General features: G+C 68.5%; 22 protein-coding genes and 1 tRNA gene. 12 read left to right on the top strand and 11 right to left on the bottom strand.

The genetic code is table 11. The annotated features are described in order from the left end of the window. Positions 1–89 precede the first annotated feature (89 nt). From O5O43_RS01880 to O5O43_RS01860, 5 genes are all read right to left on the bottom strand, one after another. On the bottom strand, positions 90–1,595 hold the full coding sequence (locus O5O43_RS01880; protein WP_271085235.1) for an AMP-binding protein: 1,506 nt from the start codon (positions 1,593–1,595) through the stop codon (positions 90–92). Further along, positions 1,592–2,428 carry a DUF1295 domain-containing protein gene (locus O5O43_RS01875; RefSeq protein WP_271085234.1) on the bottom strand — a complete coding sequence of 279 codons (837 nt, stop codon included), beginning with the start codon at positions 2,426–2,428 and terminating at the stop codon, positions 1,592–1,594. Before O5O43_RS01875 ends, O5O43_RS01880 begins: the two co-directional genes overlap by 4 nt. A gap of 27 nt (positions 2,429–2,455) precedes the next feature. After that, entirely contained in the window at positions 2,456–3,214 is a 759-nt protein-coding gene (locus O5O43_RS01870) for an SDR family oxidoreductase (protein WP_271085233.1), read from the bottom strand. 9 nt (positions 3,215–3,223) lie between these two features. Further along, positions 3,224–3,757, bottom strand: coding sequence for a nuclear transport factor 2 family protein (locus O5O43_RS01865; RefSeq protein WP_271085231.1), 534 nt, complete (start codon positions 3,755–3,757; stop codon positions 3,224–3,226). Positions 3,758–3,838: 81 nt separating this feature from the next. Then, positions 3,839–4,861, bottom strand: coding sequence for a hypothetical protein (locus O5O43_RS01860; protein ID WP_271085230.1), 1,023 nt, complete (start codon positions 4,859–4,861; stop codon positions 3,839–3,841). Positions 4,862–4,998: 137 nt separating this feature from the next. Here O5O43_RS01860 and O5O43_RS01855 point away from each other — a divergent pair, with 137 nt between their 5' ends. The 5 genes from O5O43_RS01855 to O5O43_RS01835 all read left to right on the top strand — a co-directional run bounded on the left by O5O43_RS01855 (position 4,999) and on the right by O5O43_RS01835 (position 12,622). Further along, positions 4,999–5,961: an SDR family NAD(P)-dependent oxidoreductase gene (locus O5O43_RS01855; protein ID WP_271085229.1), complete on the top strand. Its 963-nt coding sequence runs from the start codon at positions 4,999–5,001 to the stop codon at positions 5,959–5,961. A gap of 39 nt (positions 5,962–6,000) precedes the next feature. Further along, positions 6,001–9,741, top strand: a complete 3,741-nt coding sequence (locus O5O43_RS01850) for a hydantoinase B/oxoprolinase family protein (RefSeq protein WP_271085228.1) — start codon at positions 6,001–6,003, stop codon at positions 9,739–9,741. Between the two features lie 175 nt (positions 9,742–9,916). Then, complete coding sequence (locus tag O5O43_RS01845) at positions 9,917–10,648, top strand: DUF969 domain-containing protein (protein WP_271085227.1); 732 nt, start codon at positions 9,917–9,919, stop codon at positions 10,646–10,648. Further along, complete coding sequence (locus O5O43_RS01840; RefSeq protein ID WP_271085226.1) at positions 10,645–11,610, top strand: DUF979 domain-containing protein; 966 nt, start codon at positions 10,645–10,647, stop codon at positions 11,608–11,610. The genes O5O43_RS01845 and O5O43_RS01840 overlap by 4 nt, the downstream gene beginning before the upstream one ends. Position 11,611: 1 nt before the next feature. Beyond that, positions 11,612–12,622, top strand: coding sequence for a DUF2891 domain-containing protein (locus O5O43_RS01835; RefSeq protein ID WP_271085225.1), 1,011 nt, complete (start codon positions 11,612–11,614; stop codon positions 12,620–12,622). 106 nt (positions 12,623–12,728) lie between these two features. On the opposite strand, the gene O5O43_RS01830 is transcribed toward O5O43_RS01835, so the two are convergent. Further along, positions 12,729–15,713 carry a TonB-dependent receptor gene (locus tag O5O43_RS01830; protein WP_271085224.1) on the bottom strand — a complete coding sequence of 995 codons (2,985 nt, stop codon included), beginning with the start codon at positions 15,711–15,713 and terminating at the stop codon, positions 12,729–12,731. A 251-nt stretch (positions 15,714–15,964) separates the two neighbouring features. On the opposite strand from O5O43_RS01830, the gene O5O43_RS01825 reads away from it, so the two are divergent. Both O5O43_RS01825 and O5O43_RS01820 read left to right on the top strand, forming a co-directional pair. Then, positions 15,965–16,498, top strand: coding sequence for a hypothetical protein (locus O5O43_RS01825; RefSeq protein WP_271085223.1), 534 nt, complete (start codon positions 15,965–15,967; stop codon positions 16,496–16,498). Between the two features lie 8 nt (positions 16,499–16,506). Beyond that, positions 16,507–17,856 carry a putative 2OG-Fe(II) oxygenase gene (locus O5O43_RS01820; protein WP_271085222.1) on the top strand — a complete coding sequence of 450 codons (1,350 nt, stop codon included), beginning with the start codon at positions 16,507–16,509 and terminating at the stop codon, positions 17,854–17,856. A gap of 81 nt (positions 17,857–17,937) precedes the next feature. Here the strand turns inward: O5O43_RS01820 and fliE are convergent, their stop codons facing one another. From fliE to O5O43_RS01805, 3 genes are read right to left on the bottom strand one after another with little or no spacing between them, the layout of a single operon-like run. Next, positions 17,938–18,237: a flagellar hook-basal body complex protein FliE gene (gene fliE / locus O5O43_RS01815; RefSeq protein WP_271086361.1), complete on the bottom strand. Its 300-nt coding sequence runs from the start codon at positions 18,235–18,237 to the stop codon at positions 17,938–17,940. A gap of 16 nt (positions 18,238–18,253) precedes the next feature. Beyond that, on the bottom strand, positions 18,254–18,688 hold the full coding sequence (gene flgC, locus O5O43_RS01810; RefSeq protein WP_271085221.1) for a flagellar basal body rod protein FlgC: 435 nt from the start codon (positions 18,686–18,688) through the stop codon (positions 18,254–18,256). 19 nt (positions 18,689–18,707) lie between these two features. Beyond that, on the bottom strand, positions 18,708–19,124 hold the full coding sequence (locus tag O5O43_RS01805) for a flagellar biosynthesis protein FlgB (protein ID WP_271085220.1): 417 nt from the start codon (positions 19,122–19,124) through the stop codon (positions 18,708–18,710). A gap of 178 nt (positions 19,125–19,302) precedes the next feature. Between O5O43_RS01805 and O5O43_RS01800 the strand changes: the two genes are divergently transcribed. The 3 genes from O5O43_RS01800 (at position 19,303) to O5O43_RS01790 (ending at position 20,943) form a co-directional block, all read left to right on the top strand. Then, positions 19,303–19,572 (top strand): flagellar biosynthetic protein FliO, encoded by a 270-nt coding sequence (locus tag O5O43_RS01800; protein WP_271085219.1) that lies wholly within the window; start codon positions 19,303–19,305, stop codon positions 19,570–19,572. Between the two features lie 104 nt (positions 19,573–19,676). Beyond that, positions 19,677–20,546: a flagellar type III secretion system pore protein FliP gene (gene fliP / locus O5O43_RS01795; protein ID WP_271085218.1), complete on the top strand. Its 870-nt coding sequence runs from the start codon at positions 19,677–19,679 to the stop codon at positions 20,544–20,546. Positions 20,547–20,664: 118 nt separating this feature from the next. Then, positions 20,665–20,943 carry an HU family DNA-binding protein gene (locus O5O43_RS01790; RefSeq protein WP_271085217.1) on the top strand — a complete coding sequence of 93 codons (279 nt, stop codon included), beginning with the start codon at positions 20,665–20,667 and terminating at the stop codon, positions 20,941–20,943. A gap of 13 nt (positions 20,944–20,956) precedes the next feature. Here the strand turns inward: O5O43_RS01790 and O5O43_RS01785 are convergent, their stop codons facing one another. Further along, a complete protein-coding gene (locus tag O5O43_RS01785) occupies positions 20,957–23,869 on the bottom strand; it encodes a hypothetical protein (RefSeq protein ID WP_271085216.1) in 2,913 nt (970 codons plus the stop codon). 113 nt (positions 23,870–23,982) lie between these two features. Between O5O43_RS01785 and O5O43_RS01780 the strand changes: the two genes are divergently transcribed. Next, complete coding sequence (locus tag O5O43_RS01780) at positions 23,983–24,399, top strand: DUF983 domain-containing protein (RefSeq protein WP_271085215.1); 417 nt, start codon at positions 23,983–23,985, stop codon at positions 24,397–24,399. A 101-nt stretch (positions 24,400–24,500) separates the two neighbouring features. Then, positions 24,501–25,058 carry a type 1 glutamine amidotransferase domain-containing protein gene (locus O5O43_RS01775; protein WP_271085214.1) on the top strand — a complete coding sequence of 186 codons (558 nt, stop codon included), beginning with the start codon at positions 24,501–24,503 and terminating at the stop codon, positions 25,056–25,058. A 42-nt stretch (positions 25,059–25,100) separates the two neighbouring features. Here the strand turns inward: O5O43_RS01775 and O5O43_RS01770 are convergent. Continuing rightward, a tRNA-Arg gene (locus O5O43_RS01770) sits at positions 25,101–25,177 on the bottom strand. Between the last annotated feature and the right edge of the window lie 164 nt (positions 25,178–25,341).

The following is a 25,341-nucleotide window of genomic DNA, read 5'->3' as shown; positions in this document are numbered from 1 at the left end:
TAAATCAGCAACTTTCGTTCGCCAGTTGCGAGCTCGTCTTCAGAGTTGGACTCTCTGGACTCGGCGCCCTGCGAGTCCAGATCGCGCCTCTAGACGCCCTGCATCCGCTCGGCCCGCAGCGCGCTCCGCCTGACCTTGCCGGCATCGTCGCGCAGCCGTTCAATCGTGACCTCGATCGAACGCGGCCGTTTGTAGGGGGCTATCCGCTCGGCCAGCCAGGCGACCAGCCCCGCCTGATCCAGCCGCCCGTCCGCCGTCTCGACGATGGCGTGAACCCTCTGGCCGAAGTCCGGATCGGGCAGGCCCACCACCACGCTGCACTGGACGCCGGGGAAGCTGTCGATCGCCGCCTCGACCTCGGCCGGATAGACGTTGGCGCCGCCCGACACGATCATGTCCACCCGCCGGTCGGCCAGATACAGCCAGCCGTCCTCGTCGACATAGCCCATGTCGCCCAAGGTCTCGAACGTCCCGTTCGCCCGCGGCTCGGCCCCCAGGTATCTGTAGGTCGTCCCCTGCCCCCGCAGCGGCATGAAATAGATCTCGCCGACCACGCCGGGCGCACACGGCTCCCCCGCCTCATCCAGCACCTTCATCTCGTAACCGGGCAGGACCTTGCCCACCGACCCCGGATGCTCCAGCCACTCCACCCCGCGAATGCCGGTGGCGCCCAGGGCCTCGGTTCCCGTGTAGATTTCCCAGACCGTCTCCGGCCCCACCCACTCGATCCATTTCCGCTTCAGCCAGGGCGGGCAGGCGGCGGCGATATGCATGACGGCGTCCAGCGACGACACGTCGTATCTGGCCTTCACCTCGTCGGGCAGAGACCAGATGCGGTGCATCATCGTCGGCACCTGGAACAGCCAGCTGACCTTGTATCGATTGATCAGCCTCAGCGTCTCCTCGGCGTCGAAGCGCGGCATCAGGACGATGTGCAGACCCCACCCCATGGCGAAACAGGTCATGCCGAACGGCGCGGCATGATAGAGCGGCCCGGGGTTCAGCAGCACGTCTTCCGGGATCATGCCAAGCAGCAGGACATCGGGATCGGCCATGGCCGGCGCCATGTCGACGATGACCTTGGGCCGCCCGGTCGAGCCGCCGCTGGCGATGGCCTTCAGATGCTTCGACACGATCGCCGGCAGGGGCGAGGGATCGGCCGAGGCGTCGTAGGTCTCCGTCTCCGACAGCCGCTTCACAGCACCCGCCCGATCCGCGTCCTCGATGACGATCAGCCGGGGCTGCAGCAGCTCCAGAATGCCCGCCAGCTCCAGCGCCGGCAGCTTGTGCGACAGGGGCGCCGGGGTCGCGCCGAGCGCCCAGACCGCGAAGGCCAGCTCCAGAAACGCCGGACAGTTGGGCAGGGCGATGGCGACGAAATCGCCTTCCACCACGCCTGCCTTGGCCAGGGTTCGCGCCCGCCGGTTGACCCGCTCCGCCAGCTCGCGCCGCGTCAGGGTGACCCCCTCGAACGTGAGCGCCGGACGATCCGGATCCCTCTGCGCATGGACGTTCAACAGGGTTCCGACCGCCTGGGGCGCCGGCATGGCGACCCCGGGGGTGGACATGATGCGCGGCCGGGCGGGTCTGATCATGCGGCGGACTTCGTCTCCGGTGCGGCGGCCCGCTTGGGCGGCCAGGGAATCATCAGGCTCGTCCGGGCCATGTAGGCTTCATATCCCGGACGAGTGTGCTTCAATCGTTTCTCGTACGAGACGCCGCCGCTGTATTTCAGGAACATCACGATCAGCAGCAGCGGGCCCACGATGGACACTGCCCCCAGCAGGCCAGTCTCCGCCGCGATCAGCCACAACCCGAACCAGACGCACAGGTCGCCGAAATAGTTGGGGTGCTGGGTGTAGCGCCACAGCCCCTTGTCCATGACCGTGCCCCCCGTTCCCGGCGTCTTCTTGAAGCGCACCATCTGCCAGTCACCGAGGCTCTCGAAGATGATGCCGAAAACGGTCAGACCGGCCCCGATCCAGCCAATCAGACCCACGGCCACAGGCGTCGATGACATCTGACCCAGCTGCACGGGCAGGCTGCAGATGAACAGGATCGGCGACTGCAGCTGGAACACCATGACCCAGGCCGCCTTGGGATAGCTCATGCCCTTCTCCTGGGCCCGTTCCAGCATCTTCACGTAGCGGCGGTCTGGCCCATGATCGCGCCAGCGCCACAGCATGTAGCCGCCGAGGCGCAGACCCCACACACAGACCAGAACGAGGATCAGCTTCATCCTCTGATCCGAGCCGTCGGCCATGAAGAAGGTCGTCACGCCCATGAAGGCGAGACCCAGCGCCCACCAGGCATCGACGAAGGTCACGTCCCGAATGGCCACGCCGATCCCCCACAGAATGACGAAGGACGCGACGCAGAGCGCGAAATTGATCCCGAGGATCGTCATGATTTCGGTGATGGGCGGCATGGTCTGGTCTCCCCCTCGTCGCGGCGGCTAGCGGCCGGTCGACAGTTCTTTGGCGTGCAGCATCTTGGCCATGCCTCGCTCCATCCCCTTGGGATCGCGGGCCAGGGCGGCTCGGCTCTCGACCGCGAACCGGTCGGTGTCGATCTCGTCGACGCCGCGCGTGATCCCCTTCATCGCCGCCCGGGCGATGTCTGCGGGCTGCTCCTTCGCGCCCTTCACATGGTCCGCCATACGCGTGTCGACCGAACCGACGATCAGCGAGGTAACGCTGGTCCCCTGCCCGGCCAGCTCGGCGCGGATGCAGGTCCCGGCCGCCCGCATGGCGAACTTCGACGGGCTGTACCCGCCCATGTTCGGCACGGCGACGATGCCCCCGACCGACAGGACGTTCAGGATCGCTCCTCCGCCGTTGGCCTTCAGGATCGGCGCGAAGGCGCGCGCCATTTGCAGCGGGCCGAAATAGTTGACCTCCATCTCGTCGCGCGCGGCGGAGATGTCGTCGGCTCCGATCAGGAGCCTGTTGTGGAAGGCCCCGGCGTTGTTCACCACCACCGATACATCGGGACAGGCGGCCGCGGCGGCCGTGATCGTCTCCGGCTTGGTGACGTCGAGGGCTACCACGATCACCTTGCCCGGATACTGATCGACCAGATGCCGGGCCGAGGCCGGGTCGCGCGCGCCGGCATAGACCTTGGCCGCCCCCTCCTCGATCAGCACATGGACGAAGCCTTCGCCGATGCCGCGATTGGCGCCGGTCACGATGGCGACTGAACCCTGAACGTCCATGTCGGGTCCTCAGGCGGCGGGGGTATAGAGGATGTCGTTCGGCTTCTTGCCGCCGCGCCGCAGCAGGGACGGATCCTTTGTGATCGCCCCGCGCGCCCAGGTTTCGGATAGCTCGTGCTCCTCGTTCCACTCCCAGCACATGGTGCGCCGCTTGATGCGCCACTCGTCGCCGCGCTTTTCCATGTGGTCGACGCAACGGGCCAGGGTGCGGGTGTCGAACTCCTGCCCTTTTACCGTCAGCCGCGAGGCGGTCAGGATATAGCATTCGGCGACCGCCGTGGTCGGTCCGGTCAGATCGATGACCATGTTCATCGCCATGTGATTCATCAGCCCGGCCTTCGGCAGCCTCTCCTTGACCACCGCGACCCATTCCGAAGCCGGACCGTCGAAGGTGCCGCCGTGATCCTCCCAGCCGTCGGGCCAGTAGGCGCGCTCGACCAGGTCCGGATCATTCCGGTCGCAGCCGCGCAGGAACTTCAGAAGGACCTCTTCGATCGCCTTCTTGTCGAGCAGGGCCTGAATTTCAGGATCGCAGTCGGCCATCGAATTCCTCCGTGACTGGTTTGTCAGTCTTGAAACGAAAGTTACATGACTTGCGTTAGCAGGCAAGTCGGCTTGAGGGTTTCAGAGCCGCATGAGGCCGGGCGAGGCGGCGACAATGCGGGGGATGGCCTCGCGCACCATGGCGGCCACGGCGAGCTGCTCAGGCTTGGTCCGCACGCCCTCGGGCGCAGTGTCGACCAGGTCCATGGCGATACGGACCCCAGGCGACCCGTCGACCTCGATCTCCCAGTGCGGCTTTCCCGCGAAGGGCGTCTGGGTCGGGTCCATGATCCAGTTGACCTCATGGGTGATGCGCCTCTCGCCGTCGATCAGTCCGTGCACCCGCCATGTCGTGGCCGAGACCGTGCCCCGGGCGATCCCACCCGCGGCGATGGTCAGATCGCGTTCCGCCAGGGTGACCGCGTGGTCCGGCTCGAACCGGTCCAGCGTCAGGCCGAGGCGGATCGCCAGCCCCTCCACGCTCTGCGAGAACATGGCCGTGAAGGTCTCCGCCAGCGGCCCGTTCTTTAGATCGATCGCTCCGGGCGCCGATCCGAAACCGAGCGCGCCGAACACGTAGTCCGGGTTCGGAATCGTAGTGCAGTCAATGATCTCGCGGCTTGCGATGTTGCGATGCGACAAGCACAGGGCGACGGCATTGGCCGCCATCCGCTCGGCCACCCAGCCCGGATTGATGCCGGTTCCTGCCAGGGTCGCCCCGCCCTTGCGCGCGCCTTCGGCCAACCCTTCGGCATAGGCGCGACCCAGGGCGCCGGGCTCGAAATAGTTGTTGATGCTGATCACGTTCTTGCCGCTCTCCAGCAGCCGTTTCACGTCGGCGTCGTGGGCCGTGTAGGGCGCCGAGAGCATCGGCGCATGCACGACCACATCGGCATCCAGCGCCAGGATCTCCTTGATCGACCGGGTTGCGATCACCCCTGTCTCGGGCCTCCGTGCGATGTCCCCGGCGTCCCGCCCGGCCTTTCCGGCGCCGTAGACGAACAGCCCGGCCAACTGGAACCGATCGTCGTCCAGCACGGCTCTCAGACAGGCCTTGCCCATCGAGCCGGTCGCCCACTGGATCACCCGAATGGGTCTGGTCATTGCGCCTCCCGACGCTGTCGCCGCGTCTCAATCCCTCAACGCTGACCTTATAAGTCCAGAAACGCAAGCCGCTTGCCAAGCGCCACCGAACGATTAGTGTGTTTACGCAAGCGACGACCGGTCGCCCGGAGACCTCCATGGCCGAGCCCCCCTTCTGGCAGGCGCTGATGAAGTCGGTGAATTTCTACGCCCGCTTCGCGCCGTCGTTCACGCGCCTCGGCTATGTCGCGCGCGGCCTGCCGTTCAAGCCGGTCAGGGCGAACTACGCGGGCCAGAACTGGCTGGTTACGGGCGCTACGGGCGGCCTCGGCAAGGCCACGGCCCTGCGCGCCACTGCCAAGGGCGCCGCCGTCTACGCCATCGGCCGCAATGTGAGCGCCCTCGGCGACCTGGTCCGCGAGGCCAAGGGGCCCGGCAAGATCGTGCCCGTCACCTGCGACCTGTCCTCCATGGCCGCTGTCGCCGGCCTGTCCAAACGGCCCGAGATCGCGGCCGTGACGTTCGACGTCCTGGTCAACAACGTCGGCCTTCTGATGCGGTCGTTCCAGCCGACGCCCGAGGGGCTGGAGACCTCCTACGCCACCAACCTTCTGGGCCACTGGATCCTGACCGAGGACCTGCACAAGGCGGGCGAACTGAAGCCCGGCGCGGCGGTGATCAACGTCGTTTCGGGCGGCCTCTACAATCTCGGCCTCAACAAGAAGATGCTCAACATCCCCGAGGAGCATTTCAACGGCTTCGCCGCCTACGCCGCCCACAAGCGCGCCCAGTTGGCCCTGGCCGAGCACTGGCGCGCCGCCTGGGCCGCCGACGGGATCAAGACCTACGCCGTCCACCCCGGATGGGCCGACACGGCGGGCGTGAAGACCAGCTTGCCCAAGTTCCGCAAGGTCCTGGCCCCCATCCTGCGCAACGACCACGAGGGCGCCGACACCATCGACTGGCTGGCCGCGACCCGTCCGCCGGAAGTCGTCGACCAGATCTGGTTCGACCGGAAGCCCCGCACCGCCCATGCCTATCCCCACACCCGCAACCCGCGCACCACCATCCCCGACATCGTCGCCTTCCTAGAGGCCGACCGGAAGCGTCTCGGGGTGTGAAGCCTTGCCGCCGCCGCCCCGATCCGCGATGGATCGGGGATGGCGAACGACACGATCTCGAGCGACGGCTGGCGGTTCTGGATCGACCGGGGCGGCACCTTCACCGACATCGTCGCCCGCGCCCCCGACGGCGCCCTGACGACCGCCAAGCTGCTGTCCGACAACCCGGACCAGTACGAGGACGCCGCCGTGGAGGGGGTGCGCCGCATACTCAACGCCGCGCCCGGTCCCCTGCCCGCCGGCCTCGTCGCCGACATCCGCATGGGCACGACGGTCGCGACCAATGCCCTGCTCGAACGCAAGGGCGAGCCCACGGTCCTGGCCATCACCCGCGGCTTCGGCGACGCTCTGAAGATCGGCTGGCAGGCTCGCCCCGACATCTTTGCCCGCCACGTCGTCGTGCCCGAGCCGCTGAACGACCGCGTCGTCGAGATCGACGAGCGCGTCCGCGCCGACGGAGCGATAGACCGCCCGCTGGACGAGGCCTGCGCCCGCGCCGACCTCCTCACCGCCTTCGCCGACGGCTACCGGGCGCTGGCCATCGTCCTCGTCCACGGCTGGCGCTTCACCGACCACGAAAGCCGCCTCGCCGCGATCGCCCGCGAGATCGGGTTCACCCAGATCTCGGTCAGCCATGAGGTCGGCGCCCTGATCAAGCTGATCGGGCGCGGCGACACCACCGTGGCCGACGCCTATCTGTCGCCGGTGCTGGACGCCTATGTCGCCCGCGTCGGTCGCGCGCTCGGCCCAGACACCCCCCTGATGTTCATGCAGTCGTCGGGCGGCTTGGCCAGCCCCTCGGCCTTCCGGGGCAAGGACGCCATCCTGTCGGGTCCAGCAGGCGGCGTGGTCGGCATGGCCGCGACGGCCGAGGCCGCCGGCTTCGACCGCGTCATCGGCTTCGACATGGGCGGCACCTCGACCGACGTCGCCCAGTATTCCGGCGCGTTCGAGCGCACCTCCGACGCCGTGGTCGCGGGGGTCCGCCTGCGCGCGCCCATGCTGTCGATCCACACGGTGGCGGCTGGCGGCGGTTCCATCTGCCGCTTCGACGGCTCGCGTCTTCGGGTGGGCCCGGAGAGCGCCGGCGCCGTTCCCGGCCCCGCCGCCTACCGACGCGGCGGCCCGCCGACGGTCACCGACTGCAATGTCCTCCTCGGCAAGCTGCGACCCGAGTTCTTCCCCGCCGTCTTCGGCCCGAACGGCGACCAGCCGCTGGACCACGCCGCCGTGGCGCAGAAGTTTGACGCCCTCGCCGCCGAGGTCACGGCCGCCACCGGCCGCCCGACCGATCCGCTCGACCTCGCCGAGGGCTTCGTCGCCATCGCCGTCCAGAACATGGCTGAGGCGATCAAGTCGATCTCCATCCAGCGCGGCCACGACCTGACCGGCTATGTCCTGAACTGTTTCGGCGGCGCAGGCGGCCAGCACGCCTGTCTCGTCGCCGATGCGCTCGGCATGACGACAGTGATGCTGCACCCGTTCGCGGGGGTTCTGTCCGCCTACGGCATGGGCCTGGCCTCCATCCGCACCATCCGCCAGACGACCGTCGCCGCATCGTTGGCGCCCGCATCGGACGCCGCCTTCGCCGACCGCGTCGCCGCCCTCGAGGCCGAGGCCCGCGCCGACCTCCTGGCCCAGGACCTGCCCGCCCACTCCATCGGCACCGAGGCCCGCGCCGAGATCAAGTTCGCCGGCAGCGACACGCCCCTGACCGTACCCTTCGGCCCCGCCGCCGACATGGCCTCAGCCTTCGAGACCCTCCACCGCCAGCGCTTCGGCTTCTTCGCCGAAGACAAGGCGCTGGTGGTGGACACGCTGGAGGTGGAAGCCGTGTCTTCTCCCTCCCCCTCGGGGGTCGACGAAGGATCGCATGCGATCCGAGGAGGTGGTCGCGCAGCGACCGGGTGGGGAGGACAAGGCGACGTGGCGACAGACGCTGGGGCCTTGCCTGGCCGTCCCTACCCGACCTCCGCTTCGCTTCGGCCACCCTCCCCCGAGGGGGAGGGAGAAGAGGTTGGCGTCCCCGTCCGCCTCGCCGGCGCCGACCGCGCCACCCCCGTCCACCACCGCGACGCCCTGCCCGCCGAGGCCCGCATCCCCGGTCCCGCCCTCATCCTCGAATCCACCGGCACGACCGTGGTCGAGCCCGGCTGGACCGCCCGCGTCGACGCCCGCGCCAACCTGATCCTCGAACGCACCACGCCTCTGCCTGGCCGCGCGCCCATCGGAACCCACGCCGACCCGATCCTACTGGAAGTCTTCAACAGCCGCTTCATGGCCTGCGCCGAACAGATGGGAGAGGCCCTGCGCGCCACCGCCTATTCGGTGAACATCAAGGAGCGGCTCGACTTCTCCTGCGCCATCTTTGACGCGACCGGCGCCTTGATCGCCAACGCCCCCCACATCCCGGTCCACCTCGGCTCCATGGGCGAGAGCATCCGCGTCGTCCTCGCCTCGCGGGGCCCCGAGTCTGCAAAGCCGCTGCGTCCCGGCGATGTCGTGATGCTCAACGCCCCGTACAACGGCGGCACCCACCTGCCCGACATCACCGTCATCATGCCGGTCTTTCTCGACGCCGAGGCGACGCCCGCCTTCTTCGTCGCCGCGCGCGGTCACCATGCCGACGTCGGCGGCATCACGCCCGGCTCCATGCCCGCCTCCTCGACCACGGTCGAACAGGAGGGGGTGCTGATCGACGACTTCCTGCTGGTCGAGGCAGGACGCCTGCGCGACGCCGAAACCCGCGCCCTCTTCGCCTCGGGCGCCTGGCCGTCGCGCAACGTCGATCAGAACATGGCCGACCTGAAGGCCCAGGTCGCGTCGTGCCAGCGCGGCGCCGACGAACTGAACCGCATGGTCGCCGAGTTCGGCCGCCCCGTGGTCGACGCCTACATGGCCCACGTCCAGTCCAACGCCGAGGAAGCCGTCCGCCGCGCCATCGCCGCCCTGAAGCCCGGCCAGTTCGCCTATGAGATGGACGACGGCGCCGTCATCCGCGTCCGCATCGACGTGGACCCGGCCGCCCGCACCGCCGTCGTCGACTTCACCGGCACCAGCGACCAGCGCCCCACCAACTTCAACGCGCCCTTGTCGATCACGCGGGCGGCCACCCTCTACGTCTTCCGCACCCTGGTGGACGACGCCATCCCGCTGAACGAGGGCTGCATGAAGCCCATTACCCTCATCGTGCCGGAGGGGTCGATGCTGAACCCCCGCTATCCGGCCGCCGTTGTCGCCGGAAACGTCGAGACCAGCCAGGCGGTCGTCGACACCCTCTACGGCGCGCTCGGCGTGCTGGCCGCCAGCCAGGGCACGATGAACAACTTCACCTTCGGCGACGCGACCCGCCAGTACTACGAGACCATCGCCGGCGGCGCGGGCGCGGGGCCGAACGCCCCGGGCGCCAGCGCCGTCCAGAGCCACATGACCAACAGCCGCCTGACCGACCCCGAGGTGCTGGAGACCCGCTTCCCCGTCCTGCTGGAAGAGTTCTCCATCCGTCGCGGCTCCGGCGGCGCGGGGTCGGCCCGGGGTGGCGACGGGGCGACGCGGCGTGTCCGCTTCCTAGAACCCATGACGGCGGCCATCCTCTCCGGCCACCGCCGCGTCCCGCCCTTCGGCGCGGCCGGAGGCGAACCCGGCGAGGTCGGCTCCAACCGCATCGAGCGAGCAGACGGAGAGGTCGAGTCCCTCGGCTCGACTGCCGAGACCCAAATGGGCCCCGGCGACATCTTCGTGATCCAGACGCCCGGCGGCGGCGGGTTCGGCAACCAGTAACCCTCTCCCATTGGGAGAGGGCTTGAGCACCCGAGAGCGCAGCGATCGGACTTGCGCGAAAGGGTGAGGGTCGCACCTCACCGTCAACGCACGACCGTCACCCTTTCGCCTTGACGCATCGCTTCGCTCTGCGAGGCTCAAGCCCTCTCCCACCGGGAGAGGGAGGAAAAAGTCGATGCTCGTACTGCTCGGTATCCTGGTCGTGGTCGCGGGCTTCGTCGCGCGGATCAATCCGCTACTGGTCATCCTGGCCGCCGCCCTGGTCACCGGCGTCTGCGCCGCCGTCGTTCCGGGCGCCAGCCTGCCTGCCCTGTGGCAGGCCGCCGTCGCCACCCTCGCGGCCTTCGGCGACGCCTTCAACGACAACCGTTATTTCCACGTCGTCTGGCTGATCCTCCCCGTCATCGGCCTGCTCGAACGCGCCGGGCTTCAGGATCGCGCCCGTATGCTGATCGGCAAGGTCCGCGCCGCATCGGCCGGCCGCCTCCTCCTCGCCTATCTGTTTCTTCGCCAGATCACCTCTGCGCTGGGCCTGACCTCGCTGGGCGGCCACCCCCAGATGGTCCGCCCCCTCGTCGCTCCCATGGCTGAAGGCGCGGCTGAGATCGAGGCCGGCGGCGCCCTGCCCGAGCGGGCGCGTCACCGCATCCGGGGCATGTCGGCCGCCACCGACAACATCGGGCTGTTCTTCGGCGAGGACATCTTCATCGCCATCGGTTCCATCATCCTGATGGTCGGCTTCCTCGAACAGGCCGGCATCATCGTCGAGCCGTTGCAGCTGTCGGTCTGGGCCATCCCCACCGCCATCGCCGCCTTCCTCATCCACGGCGCGCGCCTTCTGATGTTCGACCGCGAGGTGCGCCAAATGACGGCCGAACCCGCCACCGAGGCGGAGACCGGCCGATGATCACCCTGGAACAGGTCTACGTCCTCGTCGGACTGATGTTCGCCGCCTTCGCTATCCTGACTTTGCGCGACGCTGCCCATCCGACCCGCATCCGCAGCACCCTGTTCTGGGGGCTGCTGGCCGGATCCATGCTGTTCGGTTCTTATCTCGGCGGTCTCGGCAACGGCCTGCTCGTCGTCGCCCTCGTCGCGCTGGGCGGCCTGTCGAAGCTCGGGGTCGGCAAGCCCGACACCACCACGCCCGAACAGCGCCGCGACAGCGCCGCCCGGCGCGGCAACGTCCTGTTCCTGCCCGCCCTGATCGTGCCCGTCGTCGCCGTCGGCGGGACCCTGGCCGCCAAACATACCGAGTGGGGCGCGGCCCTGCTGTCCTCGACCCAGACCACCCTGATCGCCCTGGCGCTTGGCTGCGTGATCGCCCTGGTCGCGGCCGTGGCCTGGCTGCGCCCGCCCGCGACCGCGCCCCTGCACGAGGGCCGCCGCCTGATCGATTCCATCGGCTGGGCCGTCCTGCTGCCCCAGATGCTGGCCGCGCTCGGGGCCATCTTCCTCGCCTCCAACGTCGGCGGCGTGGTCGGAGAGGTCGTCACCCAGACCGTGCCGATGAGTTCGCCGCTGGTCGCCGTCATCGCCTACTGCCTGGGCATGGCGCTGTTCACCGTGGTCATGGGCAACGCCTTCGCCGCCTTCCCGGTCATGACCGCCGCCATCGGCCTGCCCTTCGTGGTGGGTCAGTTCGGCGGCGACACCGCCATCGTCTGCGCCATCGGCATGCTGGCCGGCTTCTGCGGCACCCTGCTGACGCCGATGGCCGCCAACTTCAACGTCGTGCCGGCGAACCTGCTGGAGTTGCCCGACCGCAACGCCGCCTTCAACGGCGTCATCCGGGCCCAGGCCCCGACCGCCTTGATCCTGCTATTGGTCAACATCGCCCTGATGTATGCCCTCGCCTTCCGGTTCTGACATGCCTCATGCCCTCGACGCCCAGACCGCCGCCCGTTTCGCCCAGGCGGCGCTGGGTCACGTCACCCGCGAGTATCCGCACAAGCTGGACCATGTCCTGAACGGGCCGCAGGATGCGCAGGGCCCTCGCGCGCTCCACCCGATCTTCTTCGGCAGTTTCGACTGGCATTCCTGCGTCCACGGCTGGTGGACCCTGTTCACCCTGCGCCGCCTTTATCCAGATGCGCCCGAGGCGCACCTTATCGCCGATCTGGCGGACCGCCTGTTCACGCCGGAGAACGTGGCCGTCGAGGTCGCCTATCTGGACCGCCCTTACGCCCGAGGTTTCGAGCGCCCCTACGGTTGGGGCTGGCTTCTGAAGCTGCAGGCCGAGCTGGAGCAACACGCCGACCTGCGCGGCAGGGGCTGGGCCGAGACGCTGCGTCCTCTCGCCGTCGCCTTCGCCCAGCGGTTCAAGGATTTCCTGCCGATCTCGACCTATCCGGTTCGTGTGGGAACCCACTACAACACCGCCTTCGCCCTGCGGCTTGCGCTCGACTACGCCGAGGTCGCCGGCGACGACGCGCTGGCCGACCTATGTCGATCCACCGCCTTGCGCTGGTACGCGAACGACCGGGACAATCAGGCCTGGGAGCCGTCGCAGGACGAGTTCCTCTCCCCGACCCTGATGATGAGCGAACTGATGCGTCGCGTGATGCAGGATCAAGACTTCGGATCCTGGTTCGATCTCCATCTTCCACGCCTCGCGCAACGCGAGCCCGCGACCCTGTTCCTCCCCGCCAAGGTCAGCGATCGCTCGGACGGCAAGATCGCCCATCTCGACGGTCTGAACCTGTCGCGCGCCTGGTGCTGGCGCGGGATCGCCTCGGCACTACCCGCGTCCGACCCGCGTCGCCCCGTCGTCCTGAAGGCGGCCGGGGATCACCTCGACGCCTCCATGCCCCATGTCACCGGCGACTACATGGGCGAGCACTGGCTGGCCAGTTTCGCCCTTCTGGCCCTTCTCGCCTGAGCGACGCCAGCCTTCGGAAGATTCGAGGCCTTCCCAGGTATTCGCGCAAAGGAAAGGGGCGGCCGATCGCTCGGCCGCCCCCCAACTTTCAGCCGTTTGACGCGCCTTAGAAGCGGGCGGTCAGACCGACGTAGTAACGACGGCCCAGCAGATCGTACGTGGACGGGTCGGTGTTCGAGGCGATGGCCGGGGCGTAAACCGGGGCCAGTTCGTCGGTGACGTTGTTCACACCGGCGCGCAGCGAGACCGCGTCGTTGACCGACCACGAGGCGTTCAGGTCGAAGTAGTCGATGGCGTCGATGACCTGGGCGCGGTTGTTGAAGTTCTCAACTTCGCCCTGGTAGCGCCAGCGCAGACCCAGACCAAGCGGACCGGAGTTCCAGTTGACCGAGGTCAGGAATTTCCACTCCGGCAGGGTCAGGCCGAACGAGTTCGAGATGGTGCCCGTACGGTTGGTGAAGTCCGAACCCGGCAGGTCCTGACGTTCCCAGTTCTCGAGCCAGGTGCCCGTGACGTTCAGAGCCAGTTGGCCCCAGTCGGGTGCGCCCAGGTCGACGAGCGCGGCGCGCCAGTCGATCTGGAAGTCCACGCCCGAGGTGCGCAGCGTGCCCAGGTTGGCGTTGGTTTCGAACGTGTTGTTCAGCTGGCCGGTGCCCGGGTCGCGCTGGAACAGCTGGCAGTAGGTGTTCGTCGGCGAGTAGCTGGTGTTCGAAACGCCGTCGAAGTTGAAGCAACGACGCAGCTGTTCGGTCACCGACACGGTGCCGACAACGTCTTCGATCTCGATCTTGTAGTAATCGAGCGAGCCGGAAAGGTTCGACAGCCAGGGGCTGGAGAACGGCGACTGCCACACGATGCCGTAGGTGAACGAGTCAGCGGTTTCCTCGAACAGGTTCGGGTTGCCGCCGGTCAGGCCCTGGGTCTGCTGGTTCGGGTTGGTGTAGGTGTCGACGATCTGGACCGGCACGCCCTGCGCGATGCAGAGGGTGCGGACAGCAGCGGCGCCGGCGGCGCCCGGAGCGCGATAGGCGCCGCGGATGTCGCAGGGGTCACCCGACAGCTGACGAACGCCGGCCGTCGAAACCGGCACGCCGATCGACGGGAAGTTGACGTTCTGCGGACCGAACAGTTCACCGATCGACGGCGCGCGGACGGCGCGCTGGATGCCGCCGCGAGCGCGCAGACCTTCGAAGATTTCCCAGTTCAGGTCAGCCTTGTAGGATTCGACGTTTCCGACGGTGTCGTACGACGACAGACGGTAACCGAGATTGGTTTCCAGGCTGCGGATGAACGGCAGGTCGGACAGCAGCGGGATCAGGATTTCGGCGTAGCCTTCATAGACCTGGTCCGAACCGAACAGCGACTGACCCGCATTGAAGCCGGCGTTGTCGAACTGGTTGGTCAGGGCGCCCGAAGCGGTGGGCAGCAGGGCCATGGCGGACAGGCCCGAGTCCGCGATGAAGCGGTAGTCCTGTTCGCGGAAGCTTCCGCCGAGGGCGACGCGAACTTCACCGGCCGGCAGGTCGAAGAGACCGCCCTGCAGGTTGATTTCGAAGACGCGCTGGTCGGTGACCGTCGTGTTCTTGGACAGGCGGCCGATGTAGCTGGCGCAAGCCGCGCTCAGGGCCGATTCACCGAACGGGTTGAAGCCGCCGGCGCAGAGGCTGGCGCCGCCGTCCGATGCGTCCAGCAGGCGCTGAACGGCCGAACGCGAGACGTTGCCCGACTGGGTCGTGACGTTGTCGACGCGGCCGTAAGACAGGTAGGCGTCGTAGGTCCAGTCACGGGTGCCTTCCAGGTCGCCGCGGATGCCCGTGGTGATCTGGTAGACCGAGTAGGCTTCCGAGCCCTGGCGCGGGCCCAGCGCGTTGAAGCGCTTGTTCAGCTGGAAGTTGGCGGTCGGGTTCGGACGGCTGTTCAGGACGGCGCGGAGTTCGGCCGTGATGAACGGGTTGGTCGTCGGAACGCGGAAGCCCGTGCCCGTGGCGGCCGGGGTGGCGGCCAGGACGTTGGCGGTTTCGTACTGCGAGAACAAGAACTCGGTGTAAACCTCGGCGGCCGGGTTGATCTCGTAGCTGGCCTGACCGTACGCGTTGTAACGCGTTTGCGGCAGGATCATGTAGTTCAGCGGGCCGGTGTTGTAGGTGAAGTCGGTCTGCTGCAGCGGGCCCGCAGTGCGGAAGCCTTCGTAGTCGATGCCGCCCGGCGAAACGAAGTCACGCGCGCCCTGGTAGGCGAACAGCGTGCCGTTGTTGTTGAAGCCGAAGGTGTTGGTGTTGATCGCGCCCGGGATGAGGCTGGCGACGACGGCGTTCGAGGGCAGGTTGGTGCCTTCGAACACGGTCGAACCCAGGGGCGAGGTGCCCGAGAAGCCCGAGATCGAGGCGAAGTCGCGGTCGGCGTTGTACAGAAGTTCGCGGTTCGAATAGGCCAGCGACAGCATGGCGTGACCGCGGCCGTCGGCGATGTCGCCGCCGACGGTCAGGCTGACCGAGTCGGTGCCGGCGTCGTTACGGTCCGATTCGCCGTACTGGACGTCCAGCGAGACTCCCTCGAAGTCGTTGTTCAGGAGGAAGTTCAGCACGCCGGCGACGGCGTCCGAGCCGTAGGTGGACGAGGCGCCGCCCGTGATCGTTTCGATCGACGAGATCAGGGCGGTCGGCAGGATGTTGAGGTCGACGACCGACGAGGCGTTCGACGGGATCACGCGACGGCCGTTCAGCAGCACCAGGGTGCGGCCCGTGCCCAGACCGCGCAGCTGCACGTTGGCCTGACCACCGGCCGAGGGGTTGTTCGACGAGGCGTTCGCGGCGGGCGTGAACTGCGGCAGGTCGTTGATCAGGGTGTCGATGTTGACCGAACCCGTGGCCTGGAAGTCTTCCTGGCTGACCGTGACGATCGGCGAGTTGGCGACGTAGTCCTGACGGACGATGCGCGAACCGGTGACGACGATATCGTCAACCGAATCCTGGTCGTCGTCCTGCGACTGCGCCATGGCGGGCGCGGCCATCAGGGAGGCGGCGGCGACCAGGGCCGCGCCGGCGAACATCGAGGTGCCGAGAAGTCGGCGACGATATTGGGTGTCGATCAAAGGGGCTTCTCCATGAGCTTTATTTTGAGGTCGAGCCCTTGAGCGGCCCGCCCGCCCCGACCCCGCGCGAACGCAGAATTCGGAGCTTGTCGGAAGCGTTACCGCAGGCCAGCGACCGGTCAATAAACGATGGCCAAAACGCGACGCTTTCGTGAAAGCATGTCACATTCACACCACGCCCCCTCCCCATTGCCGAAACCGGCGAAATACAGCGTAAGAAGCATGCGCCGTTCTTCTTGGATGTTCCGCTCATGATTGAGAAATACGTATTTCTGATGCTGTCTAGCGCCGCCCTCGCGTCTGCACCGACGGCGGTCACGGCGCAGCAGGCGAATCCGCCGCGCCCCGCCCTTCTCGAAGGCCTGCTGGCGTGCCGCTCGGTCGTGGCGACAGAGGCGCGGCTGGCCTGCTTCGACGCAGCGGCCGCCGCCTTCGACACCGCCGAGCAACAGGGCGAGGTGACGGTCATCGACCGGGTCCAGGCGCGCGAGACTCGCACCCGCTTGTTCGGCCTGGATCTGGACAACGCCAATCTGTTCGGCCGGCTGCGGCAGGACGACCCGGTCGAGGCGATCGAGACCACCCTGACCAGCGGACGCCAGGACGGGCGGGGCCAATGGACCTTCGTCCTCGCCGATGGATCGACCTGGCGCCAGATCGACCAGGAGCGGGTCACCGCCCGCGTTGGACCGGGCGTCTCCGTGCGCATCCGCCAGGGGGCGGTCGGCAGCTATCTGCTCAGCGTCGGGGGCTCGCGCTCCGTCCGGGCGCGGCGCGAGCGCTGAGACCCGTCGTGTCGCCTCACGGCGTCGAGGCCTCGGCGCGCCTTCGGGCCCTCGAGCAGGCGGTGGCGGCCCGCCCCGCCAGCGCGGTGGCCGAGCACAACCTGGCGGCGGCCCTGGGCGATATGGGCGACGCGCCGGCGGCGTTGAACGCCGTGCGACGGGCCTTCGCCAAGGGCGGCGACGCGCCCGAGACCTGGCTGGTCCTGGCCCGCGCCCTCATGTCCCTCAGCCGCCTGACGGAGGCCGGGGAGGCGCTGGACCAGGCCCTGGCGCGCCGCCCCGACTATGCCGATGCGCTGCGCGACAAGGCCCAGCTCATATGGATGACCACCGGCGACGCAATGGCGGCTCTCGCCCCGCTGGAAGCTCGGCTGAAGGCCGCCCCGACGCCGCAGCTGGCGGTCCTGCGCGCTCGCATCACGCGGGACATTCTGGGCGACGAGGAGGCCTGGCGGGGGCTGGAGCCCTGGCTGGCCGTCCCTCACCCCGCCTTCCTCGATCTCGCCGCCTCGACCGCCGCGGCCGGCTTCGATCCCGTCCTGTCCCTGAAGCTGGCCGAGGCCGCCGCAGAAGCGGCCCCCGGCGATCCCGAAGCGCGAACCGCCCGGCTCGCGGCCCTGATGGCCTGCGGGCGATCCGGCGAGGCCTTGCCGGGCCTCGACGCCCTTCTGGCGGCGGCGCCGGACGACCAGTACGCCCTGGCCCTGCGCTACGCCGCCTGGCGGGTGGTCGGCGACCCGCGCGCCCTGTCCGCCGAAGACTACGGGCGACTGACCGCCCCGTTCGACCTCGCCACGCCCGACGGCGCCGACCGGACCGCCTGGCTGGAACAGACCGCGACCGCGCTGCGCGCCCTGCATCCCTTCCAGGCCCAGCCGCTCGGCCAGTCGATCCGCTCGGGCGTTCAGGCCGCGCTGGATCCGCGCTTCGCCGGCGATCCGGCCGTGGACGCGGTGTTCGAGGCCCTTGACGCCCCGATCCGGACCTTCATCGCCGCAATGGCGGGCCGGGACGACCCGATGAGCCGCCGCGCCGGATCGGGCCATGAGATCATCGGCGCCTGGTCGGTGCGCCTGAGCGCCGGGGGCCGCCACAGCGACCATATTCATCCGAGAGGCTGGGTCTCCTCTGCGCTCTATGTCGAGACGCCCGAGCCCTCGCCCGATCAACCGAAGGCGGGCTGGCTGAGGTTCGGGGCCTGTCGCCTCGGGGTGGATTTCGACCTGCCGCCCGAACACTGGATTGAGCCCCGCCCCGGCCGTGTCGCCCTGTTCCCCTCATGGATGTGGCATGGCACCGAACCCTTCACCGGCGGTGGCGAACGTCTGACGGTCGCGTTCGACGTGCAGCCCCGATGAGGGCTTAGGACTCAGGGCTTCGGCTTTAGGAAGCGAAGTCAGTGGCCGGTGTCACCACGGGCATGCCCTAAGCCCCAAGCCCTAGATCGGCATCCGCATGATCTCCTGATACGCCGAGATCACCTGGTCCCGCACCGCGATGACGGTTTGCAGGGAGGCCTCGGCGCTGGAGATCGAGGTGACCACGTCGATCATCGAACCCTGACCCTGGATCGCCTGGGTCATGTTGGTCTCGGCGGTTCGGGTCTGCTGCGTCATGTCGCCCATGACGTTGGTCAGCATCTGCGAGAACTCGGTCCCGCCGGCCGCCGCCGCGCCGGCCGAAGCCCCGCCGCTTCCCTGCGCCTGGGCGTAGGCGCGAGCCGCCATCAAGGGATTCATCGACATGGATCAGGCCCTATCGCTTCAGGATATCGAGCGTGCGGGCGTCCATCGCCCGCGCCGTCTCGATGACGTTCAGATTGGCTTCGTAGGCCCGCTGCGCCTCGCGCATGTCCATGGCCTCGATCAGGGTGTCGACATTGGGTCTCAGCACGTAGCCGTCGGCATCGGCCGCCGGGTGCGAAGGATCGTATTCGCGGCGGAAGTCGCTCTGGTCCGGCCGCACCTCGGCCAGTGACACGCCGGTCGCGCCGTCGATGCCGCGGGCCTCGAAGACCGGAATCTGGCGGCGATAGGGCTGCCCCCCGGCGGTCGGGGCCGTCGATTCGGCGTTGGCGATGTTCTCGGCAATGATCCGCATGCGGGACTGCTGCGCGGTCAGGGCGGAGGCGGCGACGGCCATGGCCGAATTGCGCGGCCCGCCGTTGCGGCCGTGGATGGGGTCGGTCATCGGGCGCTTCCCTTACGGTTCATCGGCCCGGAACCTTGGCCGCGAGCGTGATCATGGCCATCGACTTGGTGTAGAGGCCGATGGCGGCGTCGTAGGCCATGCGGCTCTCGGCCATCTTCAGCATCTGCTCCTCGACCACCACCGCGTTGCCGTCGAGGGTGGTCTCGGAATCGGGTGACTTCTCCGAGGTGAAGCGCGCCGCCGGAGCCCCGTTCGGTCCGCCGATCGGCATGTGGCCGGCCGAAGTCTGCACCATCCGCAGGCCGCCGCCGTTGTTCATGGCGGCCGCGAAGTCGGCCGGCGCCTTCAGATCGCGCCCGACATAGCCCGGCGTGTCGGCGTTCGCCACGTTCTGGGCGACCAGCCGCTGGCGCTCGTCGAGCCAGGTCAGCCGGCCCTTGATCTGGCTCAGAAGCGGAATGTCGGCGACGCCCATCGGGATCGTCCTCGTTGATGTCTGCGGCGACCTGATTCACGGCATCGGCTCGAGAGCCTCAACCGATTACGATCGCATCGGCAGAAAATGCCGCCTGCATGGTTAACGAGCCCTTATCTAAACGAGGCGTTAACCACGTTGGTTAAAGGTCCCTCCCGTCTGCCGGGGCCCTGTCCGTATGAATTTCCTCGATCTCGCGCGCGCCATCTTCGGGCTCGCCTTCACCCTCGGCCTCATCGGCCTCGCCGCCTGGGCCGCGCGTCGCTACGCGCCCCAGCTGATGGCCAAACTCAACGCCGAGCGCGGCGAGCGCCGGCTGAAGGTGGTGGAGACCCTGGTCCTGGACCCCGCCCGCCGTCTGGTCCTGGTCCAGATCGACGATGAGGAACGGCTGATCCTGCTGGGGGAAGGCCGGGAGCTGATCGAGCCCCGCGGACCCGTGCAATGAGCGGGCTGAACCTTCTCCCTCCCCCTCGGGGGAGGGTGGCTGAGCGCAGCGAAGCCGCGTGGGGGCGGCAAGGCAAGCCAACCCGCGACGGCCGCCATTCAGCCTTGCAGCCCCCACCCGGTCGCTCCGCGACCACCCTCCCCCGAGGGGGAGGGAGAGAACGCATCTTCGTCACGCCGACGAAGGCCGAGCTTCTCAACGCGCTCAAGCTTTCGGCCATCACCACCCTGCTCTGCCTGATGTGGCCGCTCGCCGCCTTCGCCCAGGACGCGGCGGCCGCCGGCGGCGCGGGCGCGGCGATCAACGTCGATCTCGGCACCGGTGCGGGCCTGACCGAGCGGGTCGTTCAGCTCGTCGGTCTCATGACCGTCCTGTCGCTGGCCCCGTCGATCGTCATCATGACCACCAGCTTCGTGCGCATCATCGTGGTGCTCTCGCTCCTGCGCACGGCGCTCGGCATGCAGCAGTCGCCTCCAAACGCCGTTCTGGTGTCCCTGGCCCTGTTCCTGAGCGCCATCGTCATGGCTCCGACATGGCAGGACGCCTATGATTCGGGCATCCGCCCCCTGATGGATCAGCAGATGGAGCTGCCCCAGGCCTTCGATCTGGCCTCGGAACCTGTGAAGACTTTCATGCTCGCCCAGGTGGACCAGGGTGACCTCGCCCTGTTCACCCGACTGAGCCGTCTGGAGACCCCGACGGCGGCGGCCGACCTGCCCCTGCGGGTCATCGTTCCCAGCTTCATGATCTCCGAGCTGAAGAAAGCCTTTGAAATAGGATTTCTCCTTTTCGTTCCGTTTCTTGTGATCGATCTGGTGGTCGCCTCGGTACTCATGTCCATGGGCATGATGATGCTGCCGCCGGTGGTGATTTCCCTGCCGTTCAAACTGATCTTCTTCGTGCTCGTGGACGGCTGGAGACTGGTCGCGGGAAGCCTCGTCGAGAGCTTCCGACAGGCCTCCGGGGCAGGGTGAATCCCCACCCTCAAAGGCTTTGCGAGCCATTGGCGCTTGCCAAGTCGGCCAAAAGGCGTGTTGATCCCTCCGTCGTCGCCCGGAATCACGGGCGAGCTTTTCGGGAAACGTACCCATAATGACCACCCAAGCTGAACTCATCGCCGCCGTCGCCAAGGACGCGGGCGTTTCGCAGGCCGACGCCGGCCGCGTGCTGGAAGCCATCGTCAAGAACATCCACGCCTCGCTGACCGGCGGCGGCGATGTCCGCATCTCCAACCTGGGTGTTTTCGACACCGCCGCCCGCGCCGCTCGCGAAGGCCGCAACCCGGCCACGGGCGCGACCATCAAGATCGCCGCCTCCAAGGCCGTGCGCTTCCGCGTGTCGAAGCCGCTCAAGGACGCGGTCAACAAGTAAGACCTTAGGGTTTCTAGCCCGCTGCGGGAGCCGCGGCGACTGGAGCTTGAGGACGGGCGGGCGTCGCGGCAGCGCGATTCCCGCCCGTTTCTTGTCTGAGCTCGGTCTTCATCTGATTGACCCAGCCGGCGAAAGTGTCCGCCCCGGCGGTCAGGCCGGCGAAGCTCTGGGCGCCCCCATCCATGCCGTTCAGGCCGTCCAGCGCGATCCGCATCGCGGCGCCCGACTTGGCCCGTTCCTCGAACGGCGCATAGTTCCGCGACAGCCGGCCCAGGGCCCCGGCGTCGCGCGCCAGCGAATAGCCCACGCCCGCCCGGATCACCCGGCTCTCCTCGTCCGGCGTCAGGGCCCTCGCGGTATCCTTGAACCGGTCGCCCAGCCGCGCTTCGTACAGCGCCGCCGCCCCCGCCCAGTTCTCCTGTTTCCAGAAGATGTCGGCGCGCACCTGTTGCGCCTCCGGGCTGCGGTCCCCGTCCAGCGTCTCCAGAGCGTGGTCGAACCGGCCCAGATCCATCAGCGCCCGCGCCTCAAGTGCGCGGCGCTCCGAGTTCAGGGCTGCGGGCAGAAGCGTCGTACGGGACGACCACAGGGCCTGCAGCGCGGCTTCGGGTTGGCGGTCCATCAGCAGCACGGTCGCAAGGGTCGTCGCCACCTGGGCCTTGGCCACCCCGTCCAACCGGTTGTCGACCTGGTATTTGAGCAACTCGGCGGCCTGATCCAGCAGGTCGACATCGACCAGACGACGGGCCAGACGCCGCACCATCTCGTCCCCGTCCGCCCCTACCGGCGTCAGGTCGCGAAAATCATAGAACAGGGCCAAGGCCTGCACAGGCTGCAGCCCGTCGGCCGCGCCGTCCAGGAACAGTGCCCGGAAGGCGTTCGACAGGTCGGTCTGCAGCTCGACCGCCCCCGGAAGATCGCCCAGACGTTTGCCCGCCCCGCGCAGCGTATCCAGCGCCTCGCGGTAACGGCCCTGCGACAGATAGAGGCCGCCCAGCATGCGGATCACCGCCAGTTCGGTCGCGTCGCCGCGCCAGCGCCACTTCAGCTGTTCCAACTGCGCGGCCGCCGCCGTCGGCGTCATCGCGCCCTTGGCTAGTTCGATGCGGACCACGCCGAGCTTGGCGGGGGTGGCGATCCCGTCCAGCGGCGCCCGTCCGATGGCGCGATAGACGGCCAGCGCCCGATCGGTCGCGCCCTCCTGTTCGAACACCCGCGCCTGGACAAGGCGGGCGGTCAGCTGGTCGGCGGCTGGCGCGTTCTGCGAGAAACTGTAGGCCAGGAGCGTCTTGGCCGCGTTCAGATCGCCGGTCTCAAGCGCCGCCATGGCGTGGGCCGCCCCGAACCGGGCGCGCCAGACCGGCGGGAAGTCGTCGATGGCGGCGGCCCCGCCGGCGAACGCCTGACGGGCGCCCGCCCAGTCGCCCTGCTCGGCGGCCAGCCAGCCCTGCCAGACCTTGGTCGAGGGATCTCCGGCCAGGGCGCCGGAGGAAAAGTCCAGCGTCGCCTCTTCCAGACGGCCGATGGAGGCCCGCGCCGCGCCGCGCAGGCCGCGCAGCTCGGGCTCGCCTTGAAGCGATGGAGTCTGGGCGAACATGGCGTTGACCACGCCCACGGCTTCGAACCCCAGGCCTGACCCGACCAGGAAACGGGTCAGAGCCAGCCGATCCTCGATCGGCGCGCGCGGATTGTCGGAGGCCGCTATGGTCTCGAGCGCGGCGGCGTCCTGCAGCTTGCGGTAGCGGGCGTTGAACCCGTCCTCGCCGACCTCGGCCCACTCCGTCAGGATCAGGGCCGGGAACTCGGCCTTGCGAGGCGCATGGGCCTCGGGCGGAGCGGCGGCCTCCAGCGCCATCGACGGCGGCGACAGCGTCAGGCCGCCCGGCCGCGTCACGGTGACGAGATCGCCCTCGGCCTTGATCTGAAGATCGTCGGTCGGCGTCTCGATCGCCAGCCCCTGGGCCGTCGGCAACAGGGTCAGGTCGACCGTCCGGCGGGTGTCGGCGAACCCCTTGCCGGGCGCCAGGGCCGTGACGGCGGCGAAGCGGTCGCCGACCATCGGATCGGTCAGCCAGACGGCCTTGGTCGCCCCGGCCATGCGCGCCACCAGGGCGGCGTCGGCAGTGTCGTCGCGATTGATCTCCACGCTGGCGGGCGCCGTGGTCGGTCCGCCGATCTTGATCGTCCAGGTCGCCCCCTCGCCCGCCGCCGAGATCGGCAGCCCTTCGGGCGCCGGAATGCGGACGGCGGTGTAGTCGGGCCCCAAGGCCCAGCGCGCCTCGCCGGCGGGGCCCAGGTCCCGGGCCTTGGACATGTCCATGCGGGCGGCGGTATCGAACACCACCCAGACCGCGTCGCCCCGCCGGAAGACCGCGGCCCCCACGGGCGCGCCCCAGCTGAAGGCCAGGCTGACCTGGTCGGCGCTCTTGGTCGCCACCACCGGAACCCTGCCGTCGGCGGGGACGGCCGCCCCGGCAGGCGCCGCGGGGACTTGCCCGGCCGGATAGAGGTTCAGCCAGACTGCCCCGTCGGCCGAGCCCGTGCGGGCGTCGGCGCCCGCCTTCAGGGTGATGACCAGTTCGGTGGCGTCCAGCGTCGCGCGGGTCTCGACCTTGTCGACGCCCGGCGGCGGATCGTTCTTCAGCCGGCTGACGTCGGGGGCCGCGGTCGAGCCGATGCGCACGATGACCGTCTGGCCGTCCTTGCGGACCCGCGCCCGCGACCCGACGACGCCGGCGAACTCCACCCGGGTGAAGCCGTCATTGGCCCCGATCCGGATCGTGATGGGATCCAGCGCTGCGTTGGCCGCTTCCTGGGCGAACGCGGGCACGACGGTCACCGCGATGGGGGCGAGCGCGATCGTCCCGACGACGCCGAGCGTCGCCGTGGTCCGTCCGATCGCGGTCGTGGTGCGCGGGCCTGCCATAGTCGCTCGCACCCTCGCGCGAACGCCCTTTAGACGCGGTTAATGGGGTGTGACCGAAGGCCCCCTTGCGGCGCCGCATCAAAGCGCCGACTTGAGCGATGTCAGGAGCGCCCATGACCACCCCCGAAGAGCCCGTCTATCCCCGTCTGTCGACCCTCTCGACCGGCCTGCGTTGCCGTTGCCCGCGCTGCGGTCAGGGGCCGTTGCTGATGGGCTATTTGACGATCCGCCCGTCCTGCCCCGCCTGCGGCCTGGATTACGGTTTCGCCGAACCCGCCGACGGCCCCGCCTTCTTCGCCATGTCGGCGATCGGCATCCTCGGCATGATGGCCTTCATGGCCTTCGAGTTCACGGTCCACCCGCCGATCTGGGTCCATTTCGCCGTCACCTTCCCCCTGATCGCGGGGGCGTGTCTGTTGGTCCTGCGACCGTTCAAGGGCTGGCTGGTGTCCGAGCAATATGTGCACAAGGCCGCGCCTCCCGAGTGGGAGAGCATCGGCGTGCATGGCGAGGGGTCGAAGTGGCGGTGACGCGCCGTCCGGAGTGAGCCCGAGGCGTCGGTGGTTCCGGCAGCGAAGGAACGGTCCGCCCACAGCCGGGTTGAGCCCTGACACTGATCAGGAGCTCCCCCATGAACGCCGCCGCCCTTGCCGGAAAGACCATCGCTGTCCTCGCCACGGACGGTTTCGAACAGGTCGAACTGACGCAGCCCGTCGAGGCTCTCAGGGCCGCCGGAGCCGCCGTCGAGATCGTCTCCCCGAAGGCCGGGGAAATCCAGGGGTTCAAACATCACGACAAGGCCGACAAGACAGCGGTAGACAAGGTCTTGGGAGACGTCTCGGCCGACGACTACGACGGACTGGTCCTGCCGGGCGGCGTGATCAATCCGGATGCTCTCCGCTTGGAAGACCAGGCCATCGCCTTCATTCGCGGCTTCACCGACCGCAACAAGCCGGTCGCCGCGATCTGCCATGGGCCGTGGACGCTGATCAATGCCGAGGCCGTCAAAGGCCGCCGCATGACCTCCTGGCCGTCGCTTGAGGCCGACCTCCGCAACGCCGGCGCGGACTGGGTGGACGAAGAGGTGGTCGTCGACCAAGGCTTGGTGACGTCGCGCAAGCCTGACGATCTTCCCGCCTTCTGCGCGCGGATGATCGAGGAATTCGCCGAAGGCCGACACGCCGGCTGAGACGGCGGACCGGCACACGACCTGCTGGTGCTCACCCGGCGTTGGCGACCCCGGAGGGACTCGAACCCCCGACCTCTGCTTTAGGAAAGCCTTGCTCTATCCGGCTGAGCTACGGGGCCACGCGGCCTGTCCCTAGCGGGTCGCCCGCCCCGCCGTAAAGACGGCCGTTTCCGATCCGCGGCGAAGACCCGTTCGCGTTTGTGGTTAATCCGTCTTAAGATACAATATCTTGGGGTGAACAAATCCCGAATCGCACGGAGTCGCTGATTCGGTCATGATTCGT

This window comes from Brevundimonas sp. NIBR11 (genome assembly GCF_027912535.1).
Lineage (GTDB): Bacteria > Pseudomonadota > Alphaproteobacteria > Caulobacterales > Caulobacteraceae > Brevundimonas.
The sequence above is the reverse complement of the archived record's forward strand: the minus strand, read 5'-3'. Positions and strand labels throughout refer to the sequence as shown.